Here is an 18,550-nt window from a genome sequence, read left to right as displayed (position 1 = left end):
ATTAACACACATGGTGACCCTATGCCGAAACATATAGTTTCTGGACTCAAATACATAGCAGCTGTAAATCTGACAAAGCAGGGCCATTCACAGAGAGAGATAGCTAAGGCTCTCAACATGAACAGATCAACTGTTTCTCACTACCTCAACGGCAGGAACCTCTCCTGGAGGTCAATAGAGGTTGCAAAGGTAATAACAGAGATGTGTCCAAGGGACTTCCTTCTTCTCACCCACTCCCTTACACAGAACACAGAGATGACAAGGACCATCATAAAAACGTGCCAGAAGCAGAAATTTCAGGGAAAGGTCAGGAACTCATGTATTGGGTGCGGGCTATGTGTGGACACATGCCTTATGAAGGCCATAAGTTTAAGAGACCTCAAGGCACATATAGAATCCGAATGGTGCTGCGGGTGTCTCATCTGTGTTGATATGTGTCCAACTGATTCTATAGAAATAAAGGAGGTAGAACTTGATGGAAACAACCGAAGTAATTGAAGGTAAGAACATTACCGTGGAGCGAACCGGTGAAGAAGACAGAAAGTTAATCTTCCAGGATTGCCTCTGCGCTGTTTGCGGACTCTGCGGTGAAATCTGTCCTGTGAACGCCATTGAAGTCAACCCGACAGGCGCAATGGTGAGAACCGAACAGGACGAGTCAAAGATATGCATCGATGAGAACAAATGTGTCCTCTGCGGTATGTGCAGTTCAATCTGCCCATTCCAGGCACTGGACCTTCAGATTGACGGAACATCAATAAAGGAACTTGCAGAATACCCAAAAATCATCAAATCAGCTGAGATAGATGATGAAACATGTATACAGTGCAAGGCCTGTGAAACAGCATGTCCACAGGATGCCATAACCATAACAAGGGACCTGCCCGAAAGGAAGGACCTCATAACAGGTGAGATCGAGATAGACAAGGAAACCTGTATCTACTGTGGAATGTGTGAGGAGATGTGTCCGGTTGATGCGATAGAGATAGACCACCAGGTGCCGACCTCCTCAAGTCCAGCAGTCGCGACTGACATACGAGTCGATGAGGATAAATGTGTCCACTGCGGTATATGTAAGAGGATATGCCCTGTTGACGCCATAACTCAGGTCTGCAGGATATGCCCATACGGTGAATACGAGATCAAGGTCCCGGAGGTCACAGGAACATCCTACATCGACCCTGAACTCTGTGTGAACTGTGGATGGTGCCAGGAGATATGTCCTGTTGACGCTGCAACGGTGACAAAGCCCTTCGAGGGAGAACTCATTATCGACGAGGACACCTGCCAGGCCTGTGAAACCTGTGTGATGGCATGCCCATGCAACGTTTTATCATTCCCTAAACCAGAAAAACCAGGTGAAAAACCAGCCAAGCTCTACAAGGACGAAAGGTTCTGCATATACTGCGGTGCATGTGAGAGGTCATGTCCCGTTGACGCAATAGAGGTTAAGAGGAGCAGGATAAATACCACTCCAATCAAATCAAAGGCCTGGAAGAACGCCTTTGAATCATTACTCAAATAAATGGAGGTAATCAGATGGCAATAGGACTTAAGGCATACCCTGAACTCTGCCATGGATGTGGAAACTGCGTGATCGCATGTCCAGTGAACGCCCTCAGAAGCCCCGAGGTTGCAGGTGGAAAGGGGCCAACAGATGATGTGGAGATCATCATGATAGTTGAGGACGGGGTTGTTAACATAAAGAACCCTGATCTCTGTGGAAAGTGCGGCACATGTGTTGAAAGCTGCCCTGTTGATGCAATCAGGCTGGAGGAATTAGAATGAGAGTCATACTAAACACAGGAAGGACCATCTGGCAGGGACAGGCTATAGAGTCCGGTAAGGACCTTAAGATGTACGTCGATGCAGCTGCCATAATTCAGATGAACCCTGACATGATGAAGCAGCTCGGAATAAGCGAAGGAGACAACGTGAAGGTCATCTCAGAATATGGGGATGTCGTTGTAAAGGCTGTTGAAGCTAAGGAGCCACTCCCAGAGGGAATGGTTTACATACCAATGGGGCCCTGGGCCAACAGGGTTATAAGGCCAGATACTGATTCAACAGCAACACCCAGCTTTAAGAACATACCGGTGGAGATCATACCCACCGATGAAGAGGTTCCTGACATGCCAACCCTCATGAAGGTCTACGGTAAGGTAGGTCAGATCTAAAGCTCAGCGGGAGGATTCAAATGGAATACATAATCAAAAACGGATTTGTTTACTGTCCTCTTAACAACGTCGATGGAGAAAAGATGGACATCTGCGTCAAGGATGGTAAAATAGTTGAAAGTGTCAGTGACAGCGCAAAGGTCATTGACGCATCTGGAAAAATGGTGATGCCCGGAGGTGTTGACCCTCACGCCCACATAGCCGGTGCAAAGGTCAACGTGGGAAGGATGTACAGGCCAGAGGACAGCCGCAGGGACGCTGAAAAATTCAGGGCTGGAAGGGCTGGAAGCGGTTTCTCAGTACCCTCAACCTTCATGACAGGTTACAGGTACGCCCAGATGGGTTACACCACAGCAATGGAGGCAGCCATGCCACCACTGCTTGCAAGGCACACCCATGAGGAATTCCACGACACACCGATAATAGACCACGCAGCATACCCACTTTTCGGTAACAACTGGTTCGTGATGGAGTACCTGAAGGATGGCGACGTGGATGCCTGTGCAGCCTACGCATCATGGCTCCTCAGGGCCACCAAAGGTTACGCAATAAAGATAGTTAACCCTGCCGGTACAGAGGCATGGGGATGGGGTGGAAACGTCCACGGAATCTATGACCCCGCACCCTACTTTGATATAACACCCGCAGAGATCATAAAGGGACTCGCAGAGGTCAACGAGAAACTCCAGCTACCACACTCAATACACCTCCACTGTAACGACCTTGGACACCCTGGAAACTACGAGACAACCCTGGCATCCTTTGACGTGCCAAAGAACATAAAACCAGACCCTGCAACCGGTGAAAGAGACACAGTACTCTATGCAACCCATGTCCAGTTCCACAGCTACGGCGGAACAACCTGGAGGGACTTCGTGTCAGAGGCACCAAAGGTTGCTGACTATATAAACAGGAACGATCATGTTGTGATAGACGTTGGTCAGATAACCCTGGATGAGACAACCACCATGACCGCAGACGGTCCAATGGAATACGACCTCCACTCACTCAACGGCCTCAAATGGGCAAACTGTGACGTGGAACTCGAAACAGGTTCAGGTGTTGTACCATTCATATACTCTGCAAGGGCACCGGTCCCAGCGGTCCAGTGGGCAATCGGAATGGAACTCTTCCTCCTCATAGACGACCCCTCCAAGGTGTGCCTCACAACAGACAGTCCAAATGCAGGGCCATTCACACGGTACCCGAGGGTCATCGCATGGCTCATGAGCAACAAGTACAGGATGAACCTCATTGAGGGAGAACTGCACAAGTGGGCCCAGAGGAAGAGTACAATAGCAACAATTGACAGGGAGTACACATTCTCAGAGATAGCACAGATCACAAGGGTAACATCTGCAAAGGTCCTGGGTCTCAGTGAAACCAAGGGACACCTCGGTGCAGGTGCAGATGCAGATATAGCAGTCTACAACATCAACCCTGAAACAGTCGATCCATCAGCAGATTACATGGCCATTGAGGAAGGATTCTCAAGGGCAGCATACGTCCTCAAGGACGGAGAAATAGTTGTTAAGGACGGAGAAGTTGTGGCCTCACCACACGGAAGGACCTACTGGATTGACACCCAGGTGGATGAGTCCCTCTACAACGAGGTTCTCGCCAGTGTTGCGAGCAAATTCAAACAGTACTACTCTGTCAACTTTGCAAACTACCCTGTGCAGGACGAGTACCTGCCAAAATCTGCTCCAGTTAAAGGGGTGATGTTATGAGTGAAATAATACTAACTCCAAAGGAACAACCCGAAGTGCCACTGGAGGCACCAAACATCAAACCTGATGTCTTCGCAGGAAAGTCAATAGATGAGATCAGGAACATCCAGATAATGCACGGTAACGAGGTAGTTAAGCTCGAAGACTTCTTCGAGGTCAGCGGTGAACCAGCAGACTCAGCAGCCGACATAAAAATCATAATCGACGGCGATGTCTACAACACCAAGAGGATAGGCCAGGATATGACCGCCGGTGAAATCCTGGTGAAAGGTAACGTGAACATGTACGTCGGCGCAGGTATGAAGGGCGGTAAGATCACAGTGGAAGGCAACGCAAAATCCTGGGCAGGACAGGACATGAGAGGGGGAGAACTCGAAATCCTCGGAGATGCGGGCGACTACGTCGGATCCTCCTACCGTGGTGATTGGAGAGGTATGAGCGGTGGAGTCATAACCGTACATGGAAACGCTGGAAACGAGATCGGAGAGTACATGAACGGCGGCAAAATCATCATCAAGGGTGATGTTAACATAATGCCTGGAATACACATGAACAACGGCCTCATAATAATCGAGGGCAACGCCGTTGCAAGGGTCGGCGGTGAAATGGCAGGCGGGACAATAGTCGTCAAGGGAATGATAGAGGAATTCCTCCCAGGATTCAAGTACCTCGGTGTTGAAAAGGACATAGAGGTTAACGGGGAAACCTTCCCTGGAGCATACTACAAGTTTGAAGGAGATCACGCAATTAAAGGAGCTAAGGGTATGGTCTATGCGGCTGTCGGATGCAACGGCCACATAGAACCCTAAACTTTCTTGGAGGTAATTATCATGGAATATGTGAAAAATGTGGTCTGCCCCTTCTGCGGAACCCTCTGTGACGACATCATATGTAAGGTTGAGGGCAACGAGATCGTTGGAACCATCAACGCATGCAGGATAGGTCACAGTAAGTTCGTGCATGCAGAGGGTGCAATGAGGTACACCAAACCACTCATAAGAAAGAACGGAGAATTCGTCGAGGTTAGCTACGACGAGGCCATAGACAAGGCAGCAAAGATTCTTGCAGAATCAAAAAGGCCATTGATGTATGGATGGAGCTGTACCGAGTGCGAGGCACAGGCCGTCGGGGTTGAACTTGCAGAGGAGGCCGGCGCAGTAATCGACAACACAGCATCAGTATGCCATGGACCATCAGTCCTCGCCCTCCAGGACGTGGGTTACCCCATCTGTACCTTCGGTGAGGTCAAAAACAGGGCAGATGTTGTGGTATACTGGGGATGCAACCCGATGCACGCCCACCCCAGGCACATGTCAAGGAACGTCTTCGCCCGCGGATTCTTCAGGGAAAGGGGAAGATCAGACAGGACACTCATAGTGGTGGATCCGAGGAAAACCGACAGTGCAAAGCTTGCAGATATACACCTGCAGCTCGACTTTGACCATGACTATGAACTCCTCGATGCAATGAGGGCATGCCTGCTTGGACATGAGATACTCTACGATGAGGTGGCAGGTGTTCCAAGGGAACAGATCGAGGAGGCAGTTGAGGTACTCAAAAACGCACAGTTCGGTATACTCTTCTTCGGTATGGGTATAACCCACAGCAGAGGTAAGCACAGGAACATCGACACAGCCATTATGATGGTGGAGGATCTCAATGACTACGCCAAGTGGACACTCATACCCATGAGGGGTCACTACAACGTTACAGGGTTCAACCAGGTCTGCACCTGGGAGAGTGGATACCCATACTGTGTTGACTTCTCAGAGGGCGAACCCAGGTACAACCCGGGTGAGACAGGTGCAAACGACCTCCTCCAGAACAGGGAAGCTGACTCCATGATGGTGATAGCCTCTGACCCGGGAGCCCACTTCCCGCAGAGGGCCCTTGAGAGGATGGCTGAAATCCCTGTGATTGCCATTGAACCCCACAGGACCCCAACAACCGAGATGGCTGATATCATAATTCCACCGGCCATCGTGGGTATGGAGGCAGAGGGTACCGCCTACCGTATGGAGGGTGTCCCTATAAGGATGAAGAAGGTCGTTGACACAGACCTCCTCTCAGACAGGGAGATCCTCGAGAAACTTCTTGAGAAGGTAAGGGAGTATAAGGCCTCTAAGTAGGTCTAATCCTGAATTTATTTTTTTATATTGCTTTATTTTAACAAAAGAGCCTATCTGGAAAAAAATTACCTTACTGGTCGTATATAAAAAAATTTATTCTATGGGATTTCTGTTCATGAAATGTGCCATGAGACTCACAAGTATAAATCCCGCCACTATGAGTGAAACTATCTGAATGGCTGCATTCACAGTATCACCTCATTCATCAACTGCCTCGATCAGGCATACCCCACCTTCACATTCATGTTCAAGTTCGATGAGGTACTCCTTCAGCTTCTCAACATCAATTGTTGTAAGGCCCTTTATCATATCACTGTCGATCTTTATCTGCAGAACCCCTGCGTTGTTGGTGACGACCTTTCCGGGTATATACACACGGCCGAGGGATAGTCTCACGGTATCCCCTGGCTTCACCTCCTCCTTTATGTACCTGCAGAGTTCCTCACAGGTTGCTATTCTATTTTCCTTTTTCAAAGAGATCACCTTCCACTGGATTATATGCACCTATGGTGCTTATAAAAATAAGGTTTACACTTCATCCACATATCTGAATTCCCTGAGATCCATGAGTCTCTCGATGGCCTTCATCCTTATCTCAACACCCGCCTCTCTGACAGCTGCAAGGGGGTTCAGGCCGCCGGGTGTGACTATACCTGCGTGATACTTCTCCACACGGGCATTGTACAGTATCTCGCCGGGGACGCCGATTTTGAGCACACTGAATCCTGCTTCAGAGAGTTCTTCAATCAGGCCCTCAGCATGGTCCCTTGCAAGGTACGGGACCTCCCTCAGACTCGCAAGGACCCTGCCCTGTCCATTGAGGGCTTCAAGGACCGCAGTCATATTCTTTGATACGTAGATCTCATGGGGGTCAAGGGAGGAACCACTGTAGGCTGTGAGCTCAACAAAGCGGGGGGCCCTGCCGCCGACCTCAAGCAGACCCCCGTACTTTGGTGTGGACATGATACCGCTCTTTATCAGTACACCATCCAGTGTGAGACTGCATACAGTTGCAATTCCAGCCATGCCCCCCTCATCGGTGACTCCTATCATGGGGAGGGTGGAGAATTCTGGCCTCTCACTGAGGACCTGACCTATGACTTCAAGGGCATAATCCAGATCATCCCTGCTTATGAGGGATATGTTGGCTATAACCCTCCCTGAAAGGTCCTCTGGATTTAAATCCACTCTGTTTATGAGGTTCCAGGCCTTTGACAGGAGGAAGCGGACCTTGACACCCCTTTCAGGTGCAGAAACCATTAACTTTCTCTCAGGCTTTACAAGGGGCTTCAGGCTCTGGAATTCTATGAGGTTCTCTGCCAGTTTAATTTCTGCACGGTAGCCGGCCTCCTGGATGGCGCAGAGGGGAGTTATACCCCCTATGATTGCAACACCCACCATTCCATCTGCAACCGGGACACCTAGGACGTCCTCTCCGGGTTCTCCAACCTTGAGCACCCCTGATATCCCGATTCCCTCAAGTTTCCTCAGAATTTTCACGGCGTCCTCCCTTCCGGTTCCGGGTATGAGGCGGAGATTTGCCGGTACCAGCCCATCCCCCTCCTCAATGACACTGAGAACCGAGGTCATGTTCTCTGAGGTGAAGGCCTCCAGGGGTGTCATCGATGTTTTCTTGTAGGCTATGAGCTCTGTGAAGTTCACTGGCTGATGGTCCTCAAATCTCACAAGGCCCCCGAACTGGGGTATGACAGGTATGCCACTGGCGAGCAGGATGCCGTCGACGGTTGTCCCGCATATGGTGCTTATTATGCACCCATCACCATCCCTTTCAAGCTTAACCCTTGGGCTGAGGCAGAGCCCATTTCTCATAACATGTTTGAGGGTCTCAATGGACCGGGGGGATATCCTTGACGTGTTAACGACAACCTTCCCCTCGAGGGTGTCAGGGTTGAAGCTTGTATTGTATATCATGCTCTCAAACTTTGAGAATATGAAATCGACCTGGTCATAGACGAGGCCACGGTTTATCTCCTGCAGCCCCTTATATGTTATTTTCCTTCCAGCATAACCAACCCTTTCTGTGAAGCCCTTTTCGTCAAGTATGCGCATGTGGTATCTGACGGCCCGTTCCCCGAGGTTGTACCCTTTCTTCCTGAGTTCAGATGCTATTATCTTTGCCCCGAGGACATCATCATGCTCTGCAAGGATCCTTAAAATCTCCATCATCTTCTGGTTGGTCTCATCAGCCATCAGAAACACCATATAAAAAGTAGGGGGAGGGTTTATTTAAAGGTTAAGAAAAAAAGGAAGTAAATTTTGAGGCTTAGATGTCAAGGTACCTTTCAAGTTCGTACTTGAAGACCCTCACACGGTAGTCGTCCCATTCCCTGTGCTTGATCTCCATGAACTTCTCGTAGACGTGACCACCAAGGGCGCCCTTGATGACATCATCCTCCTCGAGGGCATGGTATGCCTCCCAGAGGCTTGATGGGAGTGTCTCGATGCCCATCTCCCTGAGCTCACTCATTGATTTTTCATAAACGTCGATCTCGGTTGGTTCACCGGGGTCGATCTTGTTCTGTATACCGTTCATACCTGCCTCCAGCATGGCTGCAAATGCAAGGTATGGGTTGCATGATGGGTCAGGCATCCTTAACTCGACACGTGTACCCTTTCCACGTGATGCAGGGATCCTGATGAGGGTTGACCTGTTTTTAAGGCCGTAGGCAATGTAGACCGGTGCTTCATAGCCAGGGACAAGTCTCTTGTAGGAGTTGACTGTTGGAGCACAGACAGCTGTGAGCGCAGGGGCGTGTTTCAGAAGCCCCCCTATGAAGTACAGGGCCTCCTCTGAGAGCTGTGTCTCTGTGTCAGGGTCATAGAAGACGTTTTCACCATCCTTGAAAAGGGACTGGTGGCAGTGCATACCGCTACCGTTTTCACCAAAGAATGGCTTTGGCATGAATGTTACCATGTACCCCATCTTGTCGACTATGGCCTTTATGGCCTGTTTGAAGGTTATAACTGCGTCTGCTGTCTTCAGGGCCTTGTCGAATTTGAAGTCTATTTCGTGCTGTCCAGGGGCAACCTCGTGGTGGCTGACCTCAACGTCGAAGTTAAGGGCCTCAAGGTCCATGACGAGTTTTCTCCTGAAGTCGGTTCCCTGGTCCACCGGTTCAACATCGAAGTATGCACCGCAGTCGTGGGGTATTATGTTGCCATCCTCGTCCTGGTCGAGGATGAAGAACTCTGGTTCCGGTCCGACATTGTATTCATATCCAAGGTGGGCGTACTTGTCGAGGGCCCTCTTGAGGACGTACCTCGGGTCCCCCTCGAAGGGTTTTCCATCTGGCCAGTATATGTCACAGATGAATCTGCACACACCCTTTTCCTCTGGCCTCCATGGGAGTGTTGAGAAGGTGTCGGGGTCAGGTTTCAGGACGAGGTCGCTCTCGTTTATATCCACGAACCCCTCAACTGATGACCCATCAAAGAGGAGACCGTCCTTTATTATGTCCTCTATCTGGTCTGGCCTTACCAGGGGTATTGCCATATTCTTTGGTTTTCCGTGTATGTCCACAAACTGAAGGCGGACGAATTTAACGCCGCATTCATCCATTTTAGCTATTATTCTTCCAATCTTATCTGACATGGGTTATGCCTCCATGGCATGAGCTTAACTTCACCGGAAGTAACTTTCCTTCTACTGGTTTATATATTTTTTGTTCAGGATAGTTCAACAATTTTAAATGGTTCGCCCTGAAAGAGATCAAACTTTAACATTCGGGGGGCGGCTATCACATCACCCCTCCCTGTGATCAACTTGAGAACCTCCGCTGCCTGGAGGCAGCCGGTGATATTTGCCACGGGACCTATTACCGGAGGTGTTTTTGATGATAGATCTCTGAGCTTCGCCTTCACATCAGCTGTGAGCTCAAGGCCCACAGATGGCAAACGGAAGAGTTCCTCATAGGATGGTGATCCCTCCCTGAACACAGTTACCTGACCCATGGAGCCATGTATGGCGCCGTGGATGAAGGGTGTTCCCTCTGATGTGCACCTCCTTGATGCAATCACCCTTGATGTTATGTTATCAAGGGCATCAACCACGGCATCGCTGCCAGTTATTATTTCAGCTGCATTTTCTTCATCGAAGATTTCATGATAAACCTTGACCCTGCTGAAGGGGTTTACGGTGCGAATACGCTCCGCTGCAACATCAACTTTGGGGATCCGGAGGTCCCTGAAGCTGCTCATGAGCTGCCTGTTGATGTTCGAGACGTCAAAGACGTCACTGTCAATTATTCTGAGACTGCCCACACCCATCCGTGCAAGCATCTCAACTGCAGAGCCACCTATACCCCCGCAGCCGATCACAGAGACAGTGGAATCCTTGAGCTTTAACTGGTCTGCCCTTGAAAGTAAACCCATCTGCCGGCTGACCATCTCCCAGTAAGCCATACCCTCATATCTCTCAGGCATTCAAACCCTCTTTCACGTTCTTGCATAATAACTATGTGTGTGTTGATATAAATCATGTTGGGGTTTGAGAGGTGGCTGGTAGCTGAAGTCATGAGGGGGTCATCCTGTAGGACCACAGTTATATCTGCTTGCAGCATGAGCCTATCACTGGAGATCATGTGGGGAAGATTCTTCAGATCAGTGAAAAGCAGATGTCTGGGGGGGGTCCTCTGGAGCCATTCTGAAATAGAAAAACAGTTCGGTTCAGTGAAGGGGTTTGATTATCTCCAATTTAAAGAAACGTGATTTTTGTTTTTCAGAAGAATTCATCTTTTCTGTTTTAAGGATAAAAAAAGTTTTTTTGAATGCAAAAATGGGGGGTTAAAGTGCCGGGGGCGGGATTCGAACCCGCGGCCTCACGGTATCCCAGGAAAAAGTCAGAGCACTGCTTAATACCCTATGAGCCGTGCGCTCTAACCAGCTGAGCCACCCCGGCATGACTTATACAAGATCAGTTTTCATCAAATTTAAACTTTTCTGTCAGGGGTGCAATCATTATTATGAAATGCCACCATAATTATATATGAATTTTCTTTGAGGGGGGTTTAATGTGCCTGATGATCTTGATTTCTCAGAGGGGGCCTGTGGGATATGTCATGCAGTCCTCGCAGATATCTCTAGGACAGGCTTCATGGTTGAAACAGCAGAGTACCCTGAGGGTGTCAGGGCCTGGATAACTGACCCATCAGGGGATTCTGTGGGGGAGGGTTCGGATATAACCTGGGCCCCGGCGATACTCGAGGCCGAGATCAATGCAGGATTTCTGGATGACGAAGCTGCAGATAAAATCTCGCCCTTCCTGACAGGCAGGAGAGACCAGATACGGGTTTCAGAGATGTCTGGCTACGGGAGGGTTGTTAACACAGCCTCCATGATAATATCTGATATCTGGTCGGCTGGGGGTTCAGTTGAGGTCAGAAGGGACGGCCCTGGCATAGAGGTCATACTATACTCTGCAGAAGGTGATGAAATTGTATCTGCAGCATCAGGTTTCTGCCCGGTCTGTGCAGTAAACATCGCAGCTTCAAGGGTGCCATCAATCAGGAGGAGGATGGCATCCAGGAAATCCAGAAACACGGGAATGGAAAAGTATGAGAGGGGGGTGACCGGCAGGGTCGCCTGGAGGAGGAACAGGATCCATGTATCCCTCCTTGAGAATGGGGAGGTCATCGGCAGGAACTGGGGGTGCTGCATAGCCTATGCAACGGTGAGGGCGGAGATAGATGCTGGATTTGGAAGCAGCAAGTGGAACCGTATCTTTAAGAATTACTGTGACCTCTGTCCCCTGAAACATTTCTGGCTCGGGAAATCCATGGGTGCCCTTGGAAACAGGATACTTCAGAGGATGACCAGGGTCGGTGTGAGGGAACATGTAAGGATGGAAGATTATATAACTGTGGATATCCTATCTGGTGATAGGAGGGTTGGATGTGGTATAGGAACGCTCTGCTCATTCAGTGCAACCGTCAATGCACTCCTGAGATCCGATGCTTCCCTCATCCTGAAACCGGACCCTGCCGATGGGTTTCCGTACCCCTAAGCTGTTGAGGTGTTCGCTGTGGGTGAACATGTAATAGAGGCCCTGGGAAAAAGTCGTGTCACCGTGAGGAATGGAAGGGTGGTTGATGTATCCGAGCCACTTATCGATTACTGTCCCCTCTTTCATAAGTACCGGGGCATTGAAAAAATCACATCTGAGGCTATCCGTCAAAATATTGAGTTTCGCATTAAAGATTTTGGCATGTGTACAGGTAATCGTGAATTAAGAATGAGGGATTTTCTATCATTTGGCATTTCTGAGATAATCTCAACACTCATCGAGGAGGGTGAGGTGGACGCAGCAGTCATGGTATGTGATGGTGCAGGCACAGTCATAGTCACCGAACCCGAACTTGCACAGGGAATCGGGGGCAGGATATCAGGAGTGGTGGAAACATCACCCGAGGATGAGGTTATAGGATCCATAGGACCAGAAAAGGTCCTTGACCCCGAAAAAGCCACGATAGACCAGGTTAAGGGTGTTGAAAGGGCCTTTGAGATGGGCTATGATAGGGTTGCTGTCACCGTGGCTGACCCGGCAGAGGCAGAGAGGCTGAGGGAAATGGATGGAGGCGAAATCTACATATTCGCCGTTCACCTGACCGGGATAGACTACAGGGGCGCCGAGAAAGTGATTAACACAGCCGATGTTGTAACATCATGCGCATCAAAATACATAAGGAGAATAGCTGATAGAAGGGCGCTGCTGAAGGTAGGATCAGCCATACCGGTATATGCATGCACAAAGAATGGTAAAAGATTCATTGAACTCAGAATTAAAAGGATGGGTGGTATAAAGGATTCAGGGAAAGGTTCAGGCTCCCCGCAACCACTGGTATGAAACTAGAGATAATCTGCAAGGGCCTTTATTATGCAGCTCTGGGTTATCAGTCCAACCAGTCTACCATCCCTGACAACCGGTATCCTCTGATATCCGGTATCTGCCATTATACGGCTTATCCTGCTTATAGGAGTTTCCTCATCAATCACAACAAGGTCCTGGCTCATTATGTCCTTCACCCGAAGCTTCAGGGCCTCGCCACCGGCAAGCAGAATGTCCCTGTGGGTTATGAGCCCAACAAGTTTATCACCCTCCACAACAGGGACACCACCCACGTTCGCACGGACCATCTTGAGGTTGGCTGCTGCGACAAGGTCATCGGGGTGGGAAACAATAACATCACGGAGCATTATATCCCTTGCACGGAGCTTCCTGATCATGAAATTATTTTTATGGATATTCATATATTAAGATTGAGGGATCCAAAGTGACTCAGATGGAAGAAGCAAGAAAGGGCAATATAACCCCTGAGATGGAGGAGGTTGCCCGGAAAGAAAATCTGGACATTCAGATGCTTATTAGGGGTATTGCAAACGGTCGAATTGTGATACCCTCCAATATTAATCGGGAATCATCACCCTGCGGCATAGGGGAAAATCTTTCAACAAAGATCAATGCAAATATCGGTTCATCCTCAAAAATGGAGGACATTGAACTGGAGGTTGATAAGGCACTTGCAGCTGTCGAATACGGTGCAGATGCTGTCATGGACCTCAGCACAGGCCCCATGCTGAGGGATGTCAGGAAAGCGGTCCTGGAGGCTGTTGACGTTCCTGTGGGCACGGTACCCATCTACGAGGCCGGTGTCGAGGCCTTCATGTCAGATGGAGCCGTGGTGGACATGGATGAGGATGACATGTTCAGGGCCATAGAGAACCAGGCCCGGGATGGGGTTGACTTCATGACCGTGCACTCAGGAATCACCCTGGAAACCGTTGAAAGGGCTCAGAGATCAGGGAGGATAATGGGAATAGTTAGCCGGGGAGGAGCGTTCCTTGCAGCCTGGATAATGCAGAATCAGGAGGAGAATCCTCTCTACAGCAACTATGAGTACCTCCTTGAAGTGGCCTACGAGTATGATGTCACACTCAGCCTCGGGGATGGCCTCAGGCCGGGGTGCCTGGCAGACGCTTCTGATATACCCCAGATCAGTGAGCTCCTCACACTTGCAGAACTCGTTGAGAGGGCACGTGATGCAGATGTTCAGTGCATGGTTGAGGGGCCCGGTCACATGCCCCTTGACCAGATAGCCGCCAACATGAAGATACAGAAGGAGGTCTGCGACGGCGCACCCTTCTATGTCCTTGGACCCATAGTCACAGACATGGCACCGGGTTATGACCATATAAGCGCAGCCATAGGCGGGGCCGTCGCTGCAATGAACGGGGCGGACTTCCTCTGTTACGTCACACCGGCAGAGCACCTGGCGATACCGGGGGTTCAGGATGTTATTGAGGGTGTCATTGCATCAAGGATAGCTGCCCAGGCTGCAGACGCCGCCAGAAAATTACCGGGCGCATGGGAATCTGAACTTGAGATGGCTGATGCAAGAAGGTCCTTTGACTGGGATAAACAGTTCAAACTGGCCTTTGACTCAAAAAAACCATATGAATACAGGATGCAGTGCCCAATTGAGGATTCAGAGATGTGCTCAATGTGTGGCGAATACTGCGCCCTCAGGATACTGCGTGAAGACAGATGAATCACATCCTCGATCCTTAACATGCCGGTAAGGGTTAATAGAGATCAGAACCATAATTAAAGTGGTGGTCCTATGGGATTCGAGCATGTTGAAGGTACTGAAAGGGGCAGTGTAAGGCTATTTGCACTCAGCACATGTGGATGGTGCAAAAGGACACGGGAGCTGCTGGAGGAACTTGGGGTGGCCTACGATTATATATACGTCGACCTCCTTGAGGGTGAGGAACGTGAGAATGTAATTGAGGAGCTTAAGAGGTGGAACCCATCCCTCTCATTCCCCACACTTGTAATAAACGATGAGGAAGTGGTGGTGGGATTCGATCCACTCTCAATAAAATCATCCCTCAGGTAGGGATCATCATGAAGGATGAACTCCAGGAACTATACAGAGAGGTTAGGGAATCAGCAGAGAAATCAGGTTATAAGCTTAATCCTGACAGGGAATTCGTCATGGAACTGCTCAGGGGGATGCTGGTTAACAGGAAAAGATATGGCTATGACTCCTGCCCCTGCAGACTCGCATCAGGCAACCCCGAGGAGGACAGGGATATAGTGTGCCCCTGTGATTACAGGGATGATGATATTGAGGAATACGGGACATGCTACTGTGGACTCTATGTCAGGGATGAGGACGTTGAGTTCAGATCCATACCCGAGAGGCGGGGAAAGAGTAGAGGTCCTGGCAGGGCACCAGCCGGCCTTGACATACCTGTGCTGAGGTGTCGCATCTGTGGTTATCTCTGCGCAAGGAAGATCCCTCCGGAACCCTGCCCCATCTGTGGCGTGGCAGGAAAATTCCATGTTTTCATTGAATAGAGGAGTGCATTACCTTGCTGGAAGCCTTCACTGAAGTCAGAAAGGATATCAAATTTCTTTTCTCATCCGAGATAAGGCTCAGGGTTTTAATGGCCCTCATGGACGGTCCAATGGAACTCTCTAAGATGAGGTCCATCATAAAATCAAGTTCATCAACTATTCTCCATGCCATATACCAGCTCGAGGACAAGGGGCTGGTTTGCAGGGTCAACCGTAAGTATGAACTGTCATCAACCGGCAGGATAATATCTCTGAAGGTTCAGGGGATTATAAGGACAATCTCGGTGATCAGGGAACTCTCGGATTTTCTGCTTGACCATGACCTTGGATCCATACCCGAATCACTCCTCTACAGCATAGAATCCCTTGAGGGAGTATCACTCCTCGAGGCAAAACCCGAGAACCTCACAGAGCCATATGAGGTAGTTACAAAGAATGTCATGAACTCCGGGAGGGTCTGGATCCTTTCAGGCGTTCACCACCCCTTCTACGGGGACCTCCTGAAAGCGGGGATAAAGACCGAGATGATCCTCTCAGAGAATGTTGTGGATGCAATTGAACATGTTGAAGCTACGGAAAATGTTAAGATCAGCACCATCGATTCTGAACTGAGGTTCAGCCTCATAATAACGGAGACGGCAATGGCCCTTTCTCTGTTCATGTCTGATGGTCTCTATGATCCCGTGAGATTCCTCTTTTCAAGGGATGAAGAGGCCGTTGGATGGGCCTGGAAACTCTTCAAACACTTCAGGGACATGGCGGAAGCGCCAGCAGACAAGGATGACTGTGAATTGTAGGTACTGAAGAATGTTTTTAAGGTCGATGGGAGTTTAACGGTTCAGATTACTTAGGGGATGAAGGAATTGCTCTATATGGAACTTGCAGAGGTATACCACAGACTTGAATCAACCACAAAACGCCTTGAAAAGACCGAAATACTTGCGGAACTCCTGAGGAGTGTTGATAAGGAACTTCTGCCCGATGTAACAATACTGATGCTTGGCAGAGTGTTTCCAATCTGGAGTGAGGAGGAACTTGGGGTTGGCATAAAGCTGCTCATGAAGGCAATATCCCTGGTTGTGGGGGTTTCGATGGATGAAATCGAGGACGAAATAAGGGAACAGGGTGATATAGGTCTTGCAAGTGAAAAACTATTCTCCAGAAAAACTCAAACAACCTTTTTTTCACAACCCCTGACAGTGGAATTTGTTTACAGCAGACTGAAGGCCCTGGCATCAGCTTCTGGTGATAGGGCACAGTCAAAGAAGATAAACATACTTGTTGAGGTCCTGTCCCAGGCAAAGCCACTGGAGGCACGCTATATAACAAGGACGGTCCTTGAGGAACTGAGGGTTGGTGTTGCAGAGGGAATCATAAGGGACGCCATTGCCCGGGCCTTTGAGGTTGACCCGGCACTCGTTGAAAGGGCCCACATGCTCACAAATGACCTGGGAATGGTGGCCGCAGTTGCAAGGGAGGAGGGCGAGCCTGGACTTGGAAGACTCAACCTTGAACCGGGAAGACCCGTGAAACCAATGCTGGCACAGCTTGCCAGCAGCATAGAATCGGCCATAACGGAGCTTGGAAGGGCCTTCTGTGAAACCAAATATGATGGTATACGTGTTCAGATACACAGATGCGGGGATGAGGTATCCATCTTCACCAGGAGGCTTGAGAACATCACCGCGGCGGTCCCCGAGATACTTGAGGGTGTTGAGGAGGCCCTTCCAGCCGATGACTACATAGTTGAGGGCGAAATAATAGTCACCATGGATGGGAGGCCAGCCTCCTTCCAGTACATACTCCAGCGCGTCAGAAGAAAATATGATGTGGATAGGCTTACAAGGGAGGTTCCCCTCTCACTGTTCCTCTTTGATGTCCTCTACCACAGAGGACCCCTCATCGATGAGCCCCTCTGGCACAGGAGGGAGGTCCTTGAGTCAATACTCTCAGAAATACCTGGAAGGGTTGAGGCGAGTCGCATGGTTGATGTGGGCCCGGATAACCTGGATGATGCTTTATGGCTCTTCAAGGAGTCAATAAGAGAGGGACATGAGGGTATAATGATAAAGGATACGGAAGCGCCGTATATACCCGGTATAAGGGGTAAAAAGATGCTTAAGTTTAAGGCAGAACCCGAGACCCTGGACCTCATTGTGGTCGGTGGCACCTATGGCAGGGGTAAAAGGGCACATCTGGTGGGATCCTATCTCCTTGCTGTAAGGGATGAGAAGAGTGGGGAACTCAAGACAATAGCACATGTGGCCACGGGACTTGATGACCAGACACTTCAAGACCTTTCTGAAAGAATGGAGAATCTAAAAGTTGAAAGAAGGGGTAGAAAAATCAGGGTAAAGCCTGAAATAATACTGGAAGTCGCTTACAGTGAAATAGTCAGGAGCCCAGAATATGAAAGCGGGTATTCCCTAAGGTTCCCTGTTGTTAAACGTATAAGAGATGATTTGAGCCCCGATGATATTGATACCCTTGGTCGCGTGATATCACTCTTTAAGCAGGGTTTCTCATGAATCATTATATAGGACCTTGATAAAATTTTTTAGAGGGCCTTAAATCCTAAATGGGGATCTCATGAATCATTATGCAGGACCTTGATAGCGCCGCTGTTAATATCTACAATCAGACCATGAACAGGTATTTCAGGGATGAATTCAGCATTTTTTATTTTTTTAACGCCTTCAATCACATTTTTCTCTTCATCATCGATTGCCCCAATCCACTCCTCCAGGTTAAGTTTTTCTATAACGTCTTCACTTATCCCCATTGTTTTCATTGATTCCCTGATTTTATCAAAGTTGACGTTTGCCATTCCACAGTCGGTATGACCGACCACCATCACTTCCTCTGCACCCAGAGAATAAATTGCGACGACAAGGGACCTCAAAGCGTCTTCTGTTATACGGTTACCCGCATTTTTTATAATCTTTGCATCTCCTCTTTCAAGCCCCATGGCGGATTCCAGAAATCCTGCTAACCTTGTGTCCATGCATGTTACGATTGCGAGTTTCTTTTTTGGTTTGTGACTTAGTTTTTCAGCGTGGAAATTCTTTACAAATTCCTGGTTCTTAATCAGCACGTCATCCAGTATCATGGCATCACCTTAAAAAGAGAATAAAG

General features: G+C 49.2%; 20 protein-coding genes and 1 tRNA gene. 14 read left to right on the top strand and 7 right to left on the bottom strand.

Translation table 11 applies throughout. From position 1 onward, the window contains the following. Nucleotides 1-21 precede the first annotated feature (21 nt). The 7 genes from C7452_RS06725 to C7452_RS06695 are packed head-to-tail and all read left to right on the top strand — an operon-like array spanning nt 22 to nt 6,036. The gene (locus C7452_RS06725) at nt 22-498 is read left to right on the top strand and encodes a helix-turn-helix domain-containing protein (RefSeq protein ID WP_048176070.1); all 477 of its coding nucleotides are present in this window, start codon (nt 22-24) and stop codon (nt 496-498) included. Then, on the top strand, nt 476-1,525 hold the full coding sequence (gene fwdF, locus C7452_RS06720; RefSeq protein WP_048176071.1) for a tungsten-dependent formylmethanofuran dehydrogenase subunit FwdF: 1,050 nt from the start codon (nt 476-478) through the stop codon (nt 1,523-1,525). The genes C7452_RS06725 and fwdF overlap by 23 nt, the downstream gene beginning before the upstream one ends. A 14-nt stretch (nt 1,526-1,539) precedes the next feature. Then, nucleotides 1,540-1,788 carry a 4Fe-4S binding protein gene (locus C7452_RS06715; protein WP_010877164.1) on the top strand — a complete coding sequence of 83 codons (249 nt, stop codon included), beginning with the start codon at nt 1,540-1,542 and terminating at the stop codon, nt 1,786-1,788. Next, on the top strand, nt 1,785-2,177 hold the full coding sequence (gene fwdD / locus C7452_RS06710) for a tungsten-dependent formylmethanofuran dehydrogenase subunit FwdD (RefSeq protein WP_010877165.1): 393 nt from the start codon (nt 1,785-1,787) through the stop codon (nt 2,175-2,177). Before C7452_RS06715 ends, fwdD begins: the two co-directional genes overlap by 4 nt. Nucleotides 2,178-2,197: 20 nt before the next feature. Continuing rightward, the gene (gene fwdA / locus C7452_RS06705) at nt 2,198-3,907 is read left to right on the top strand and encodes a tungsten-dependent formylmethanofuran dehydrogenase subunit FwdA (protein WP_048176073.1); all 1,710 of its coding nucleotides are present in this window, start codon (nt 2,198-2,200) and stop codon (nt 3,905-3,907) included. Continuing rightward, nucleotides 3,904-4,716 carry a tungsten-dependent formylmethanofuran dehydrogenase subunit FwdC gene (gene fwdC / locus C7452_RS06700; RefSeq protein ID WP_048176075.1) on the top strand — a complete coding sequence of 271 codons (813 nt, stop codon included), beginning with the start codon at nt 3,904-3,906 and terminating at the stop codon, nt 4,714-4,716. The genes fwdA and fwdC overlap by 4 nt, the downstream gene beginning before the upstream one ends. Nucleotides 4,717-4,734: 18 nt before the next feature. Continuing rightward, complete coding sequence (locus C7452_RS06695; protein WP_255350880.1) at nt 4,735-6,036, top strand: formylmethanofuran dehydrogenase subunit B; 1,302 nt, start codon at nt 4,735-4,737, stop codon at nt 6,034-6,036. Nucleotides 6,037-6,234: 198 nt separating this feature from the next. Here C7452_RS06695 and C7452_RS06690 read toward each other — a convergent pair whose 3' ends face one another. The 5 genes from C7452_RS06690 to C7452_RS06670 all read right to left on the bottom strand — a co-directional run bounded on the left by C7452_RS06690 (nt 6,235) and on the right by C7452_RS06670 (nt 10,954). After that, complete coding sequence (locus C7452_RS06690) at nt 6,235-6,519, bottom strand: DUF2097 domain-containing protein (protein WP_245942885.1); 285 nt, start codon at nt 6,517-6,519, stop codon at nt 6,235-6,237. Nucleotides 6,520-6,564: 45 nt separating this feature from the next. Continuing rightward, the gene (locus C7452_RS06685) at nt 6,565-8,247 is read right to left on the bottom strand and encodes a DUF128 domain-containing protein (protein WP_115892647.1); all 1,683 of its coding nucleotides are present in this window, start codon (nt 8,245-8,247) and stop codon (nt 6,565-6,567) included. A 73-nt stretch (nt 8,248-8,320) separates the two neighbouring features. Beyond that, entirely contained in the window at nt 8,321-9,649 is a 1,329-nt protein-coding gene (gene glnA / locus C7452_RS06680; protein ID WP_048176080.1) for a type I glutamate--ammonia ligase, read from the bottom strand. 74 nt (nt 9,650-9,723) lie between these two features. Then, nucleotides 9,724-10,479: a HesA/MoeB/ThiF family protein gene (locus tag C7452_RS06675; RefSeq protein WP_115892646.1), complete on the bottom strand. Its 756-nt coding sequence runs from the start codon at nt 10,477-10,479 to the stop codon at nt 9,724-9,726. A 366-nt stretch (nt 10,480-10,845) separates the two neighbouring features. Beyond that, nucleotides 10,846-10,954 (bottom strand) — tRNA-Met (locus C7452_RS06670). A gap of 114 nt (nt 10,955-11,068) precedes the next feature. On the opposite strand from C7452_RS06670, the gene C7452_RS06665 reads away from it, so the two are divergent. Both C7452_RS06665 and C7452_RS06660 read left to right on the top strand, forming a co-directional pair. Then, complete coding sequence (locus C7452_RS06665) at nt 11,069-12,058, top strand: hypothetical protein (RefSeq protein ID WP_048176083.1); 990 nt, start codon at nt 11,069-11,071, stop codon at nt 12,056-12,058. Nucleotides 12,059-12,076: 18 nt separating this feature from the next. Next, on the top strand, nt 12,077-12,898 hold the full coding sequence (locus C7452_RS06660) for a methanogenesis marker 8 protein (protein ID WP_048061092.1): 822 nt from the start codon (nt 12,077-12,079) through the stop codon (nt 12,896-12,898). A 2-nt stretch (nt 12,899-12,900) separates the two neighbouring features. Here C7452_RS06660 and C7452_RS06655 read toward each other — a convergent pair whose 3' ends face one another. Then, nucleotides 12,901-13,278 carry a CBS domain-containing protein gene (locus tag C7452_RS06655; protein ID WP_048061093.1) on the bottom strand — a complete coding sequence of 126 codons (378 nt, stop codon included), beginning with the start codon at nt 13,276-13,278 and terminating at the stop codon, nt 12,901-12,903. 47 nt (nt 13,279-13,325) lie between these two features. Here C7452_RS06655 and thiC point away from each other — a divergent pair, with 47 nt between their 5' ends. From thiC to C7452_RS06630, 5 genes are all read left to right on the top strand, one after another. Further along, nucleotides 13,326-14,600, top strand: coding sequence for a phosphomethylpyrimidine synthase (gene thiC, locus C7452_RS06650; protein WP_048176085.1), 1,275 nt, complete (start codon nt 13,326-13,328; stop codon nt 14,598-14,600). A 72-nt stretch (nt 14,601-14,672) separates the two neighbouring features. Beyond that, nucleotides 14,673-14,951: a glutaredoxin family protein gene (locus C7452_RS06645; protein WP_010877185.1), complete on the top strand. Its 279-nt coding sequence runs from the start codon at nt 14,673-14,675 to the stop codon at nt 14,949-14,951. Nucleotides 14,952-14,959: 8 nt separating this feature from the next. After that, the gene (locus C7452_RS06640; RefSeq protein WP_010877186.1) at nt 14,960-15,415 is read left to right on the top strand and encodes a ferredoxin-thioredoxin reductase catalytic domain-containing protein; all 456 of its coding nucleotides are present in this window, start codon (nt 14,960-14,962) and stop codon (nt 15,413-15,415) included. A gap of 14 nt (nt 15,416-15,429) precedes the next feature. After that, complete coding sequence (locus C7452_RS06635) at nt 15,430-16,212, top strand: helix-turn-helix transcriptional regulator (RefSeq protein ID WP_010877187.1); 783 nt, start codon at nt 15,430-15,432, stop codon at nt 16,210-16,212. A 57-nt stretch (nt 16,213-16,269) separates the two neighbouring features. Then, a complete protein-coding gene (locus C7452_RS06630) occupies nt 16,270-17,943 on the top strand; it encodes an ATP-dependent DNA ligase (protein ID WP_369798263.1) in 1,674 nt (557 codons plus the stop codon). 59 nt (nt 17,944-18,002) lie between these two features. Here C7452_RS06630 and C7452_RS06625 read toward each other — a convergent pair whose 3' ends face one another. Then, complete coding sequence (locus C7452_RS06625) at nt 18,003-18,524, bottom strand: beta-class carbonic anhydrase (protein WP_048176089.1); 522 nt, start codon at nt 18,522-18,524, stop codon at nt 18,003-18,005. Nucleotides 18,525-18,550 lie beyond the last annotated feature (26 nt).

Source organism: Methanothermobacter defluvii, from assembly GCF_003385755.1.
Classification (GTDB): Archaea; Methanobacteriota; Methanobacteria; order Methanobacteriales; family Methanothermobacteraceae; genus Methanothermobacter; species Methanothermobacter thermautotrophicus.
Note: the sequence above shows the minus strand (reverse complement) of the source record. Positions and strands in the feature narration are given on the sequence as shown.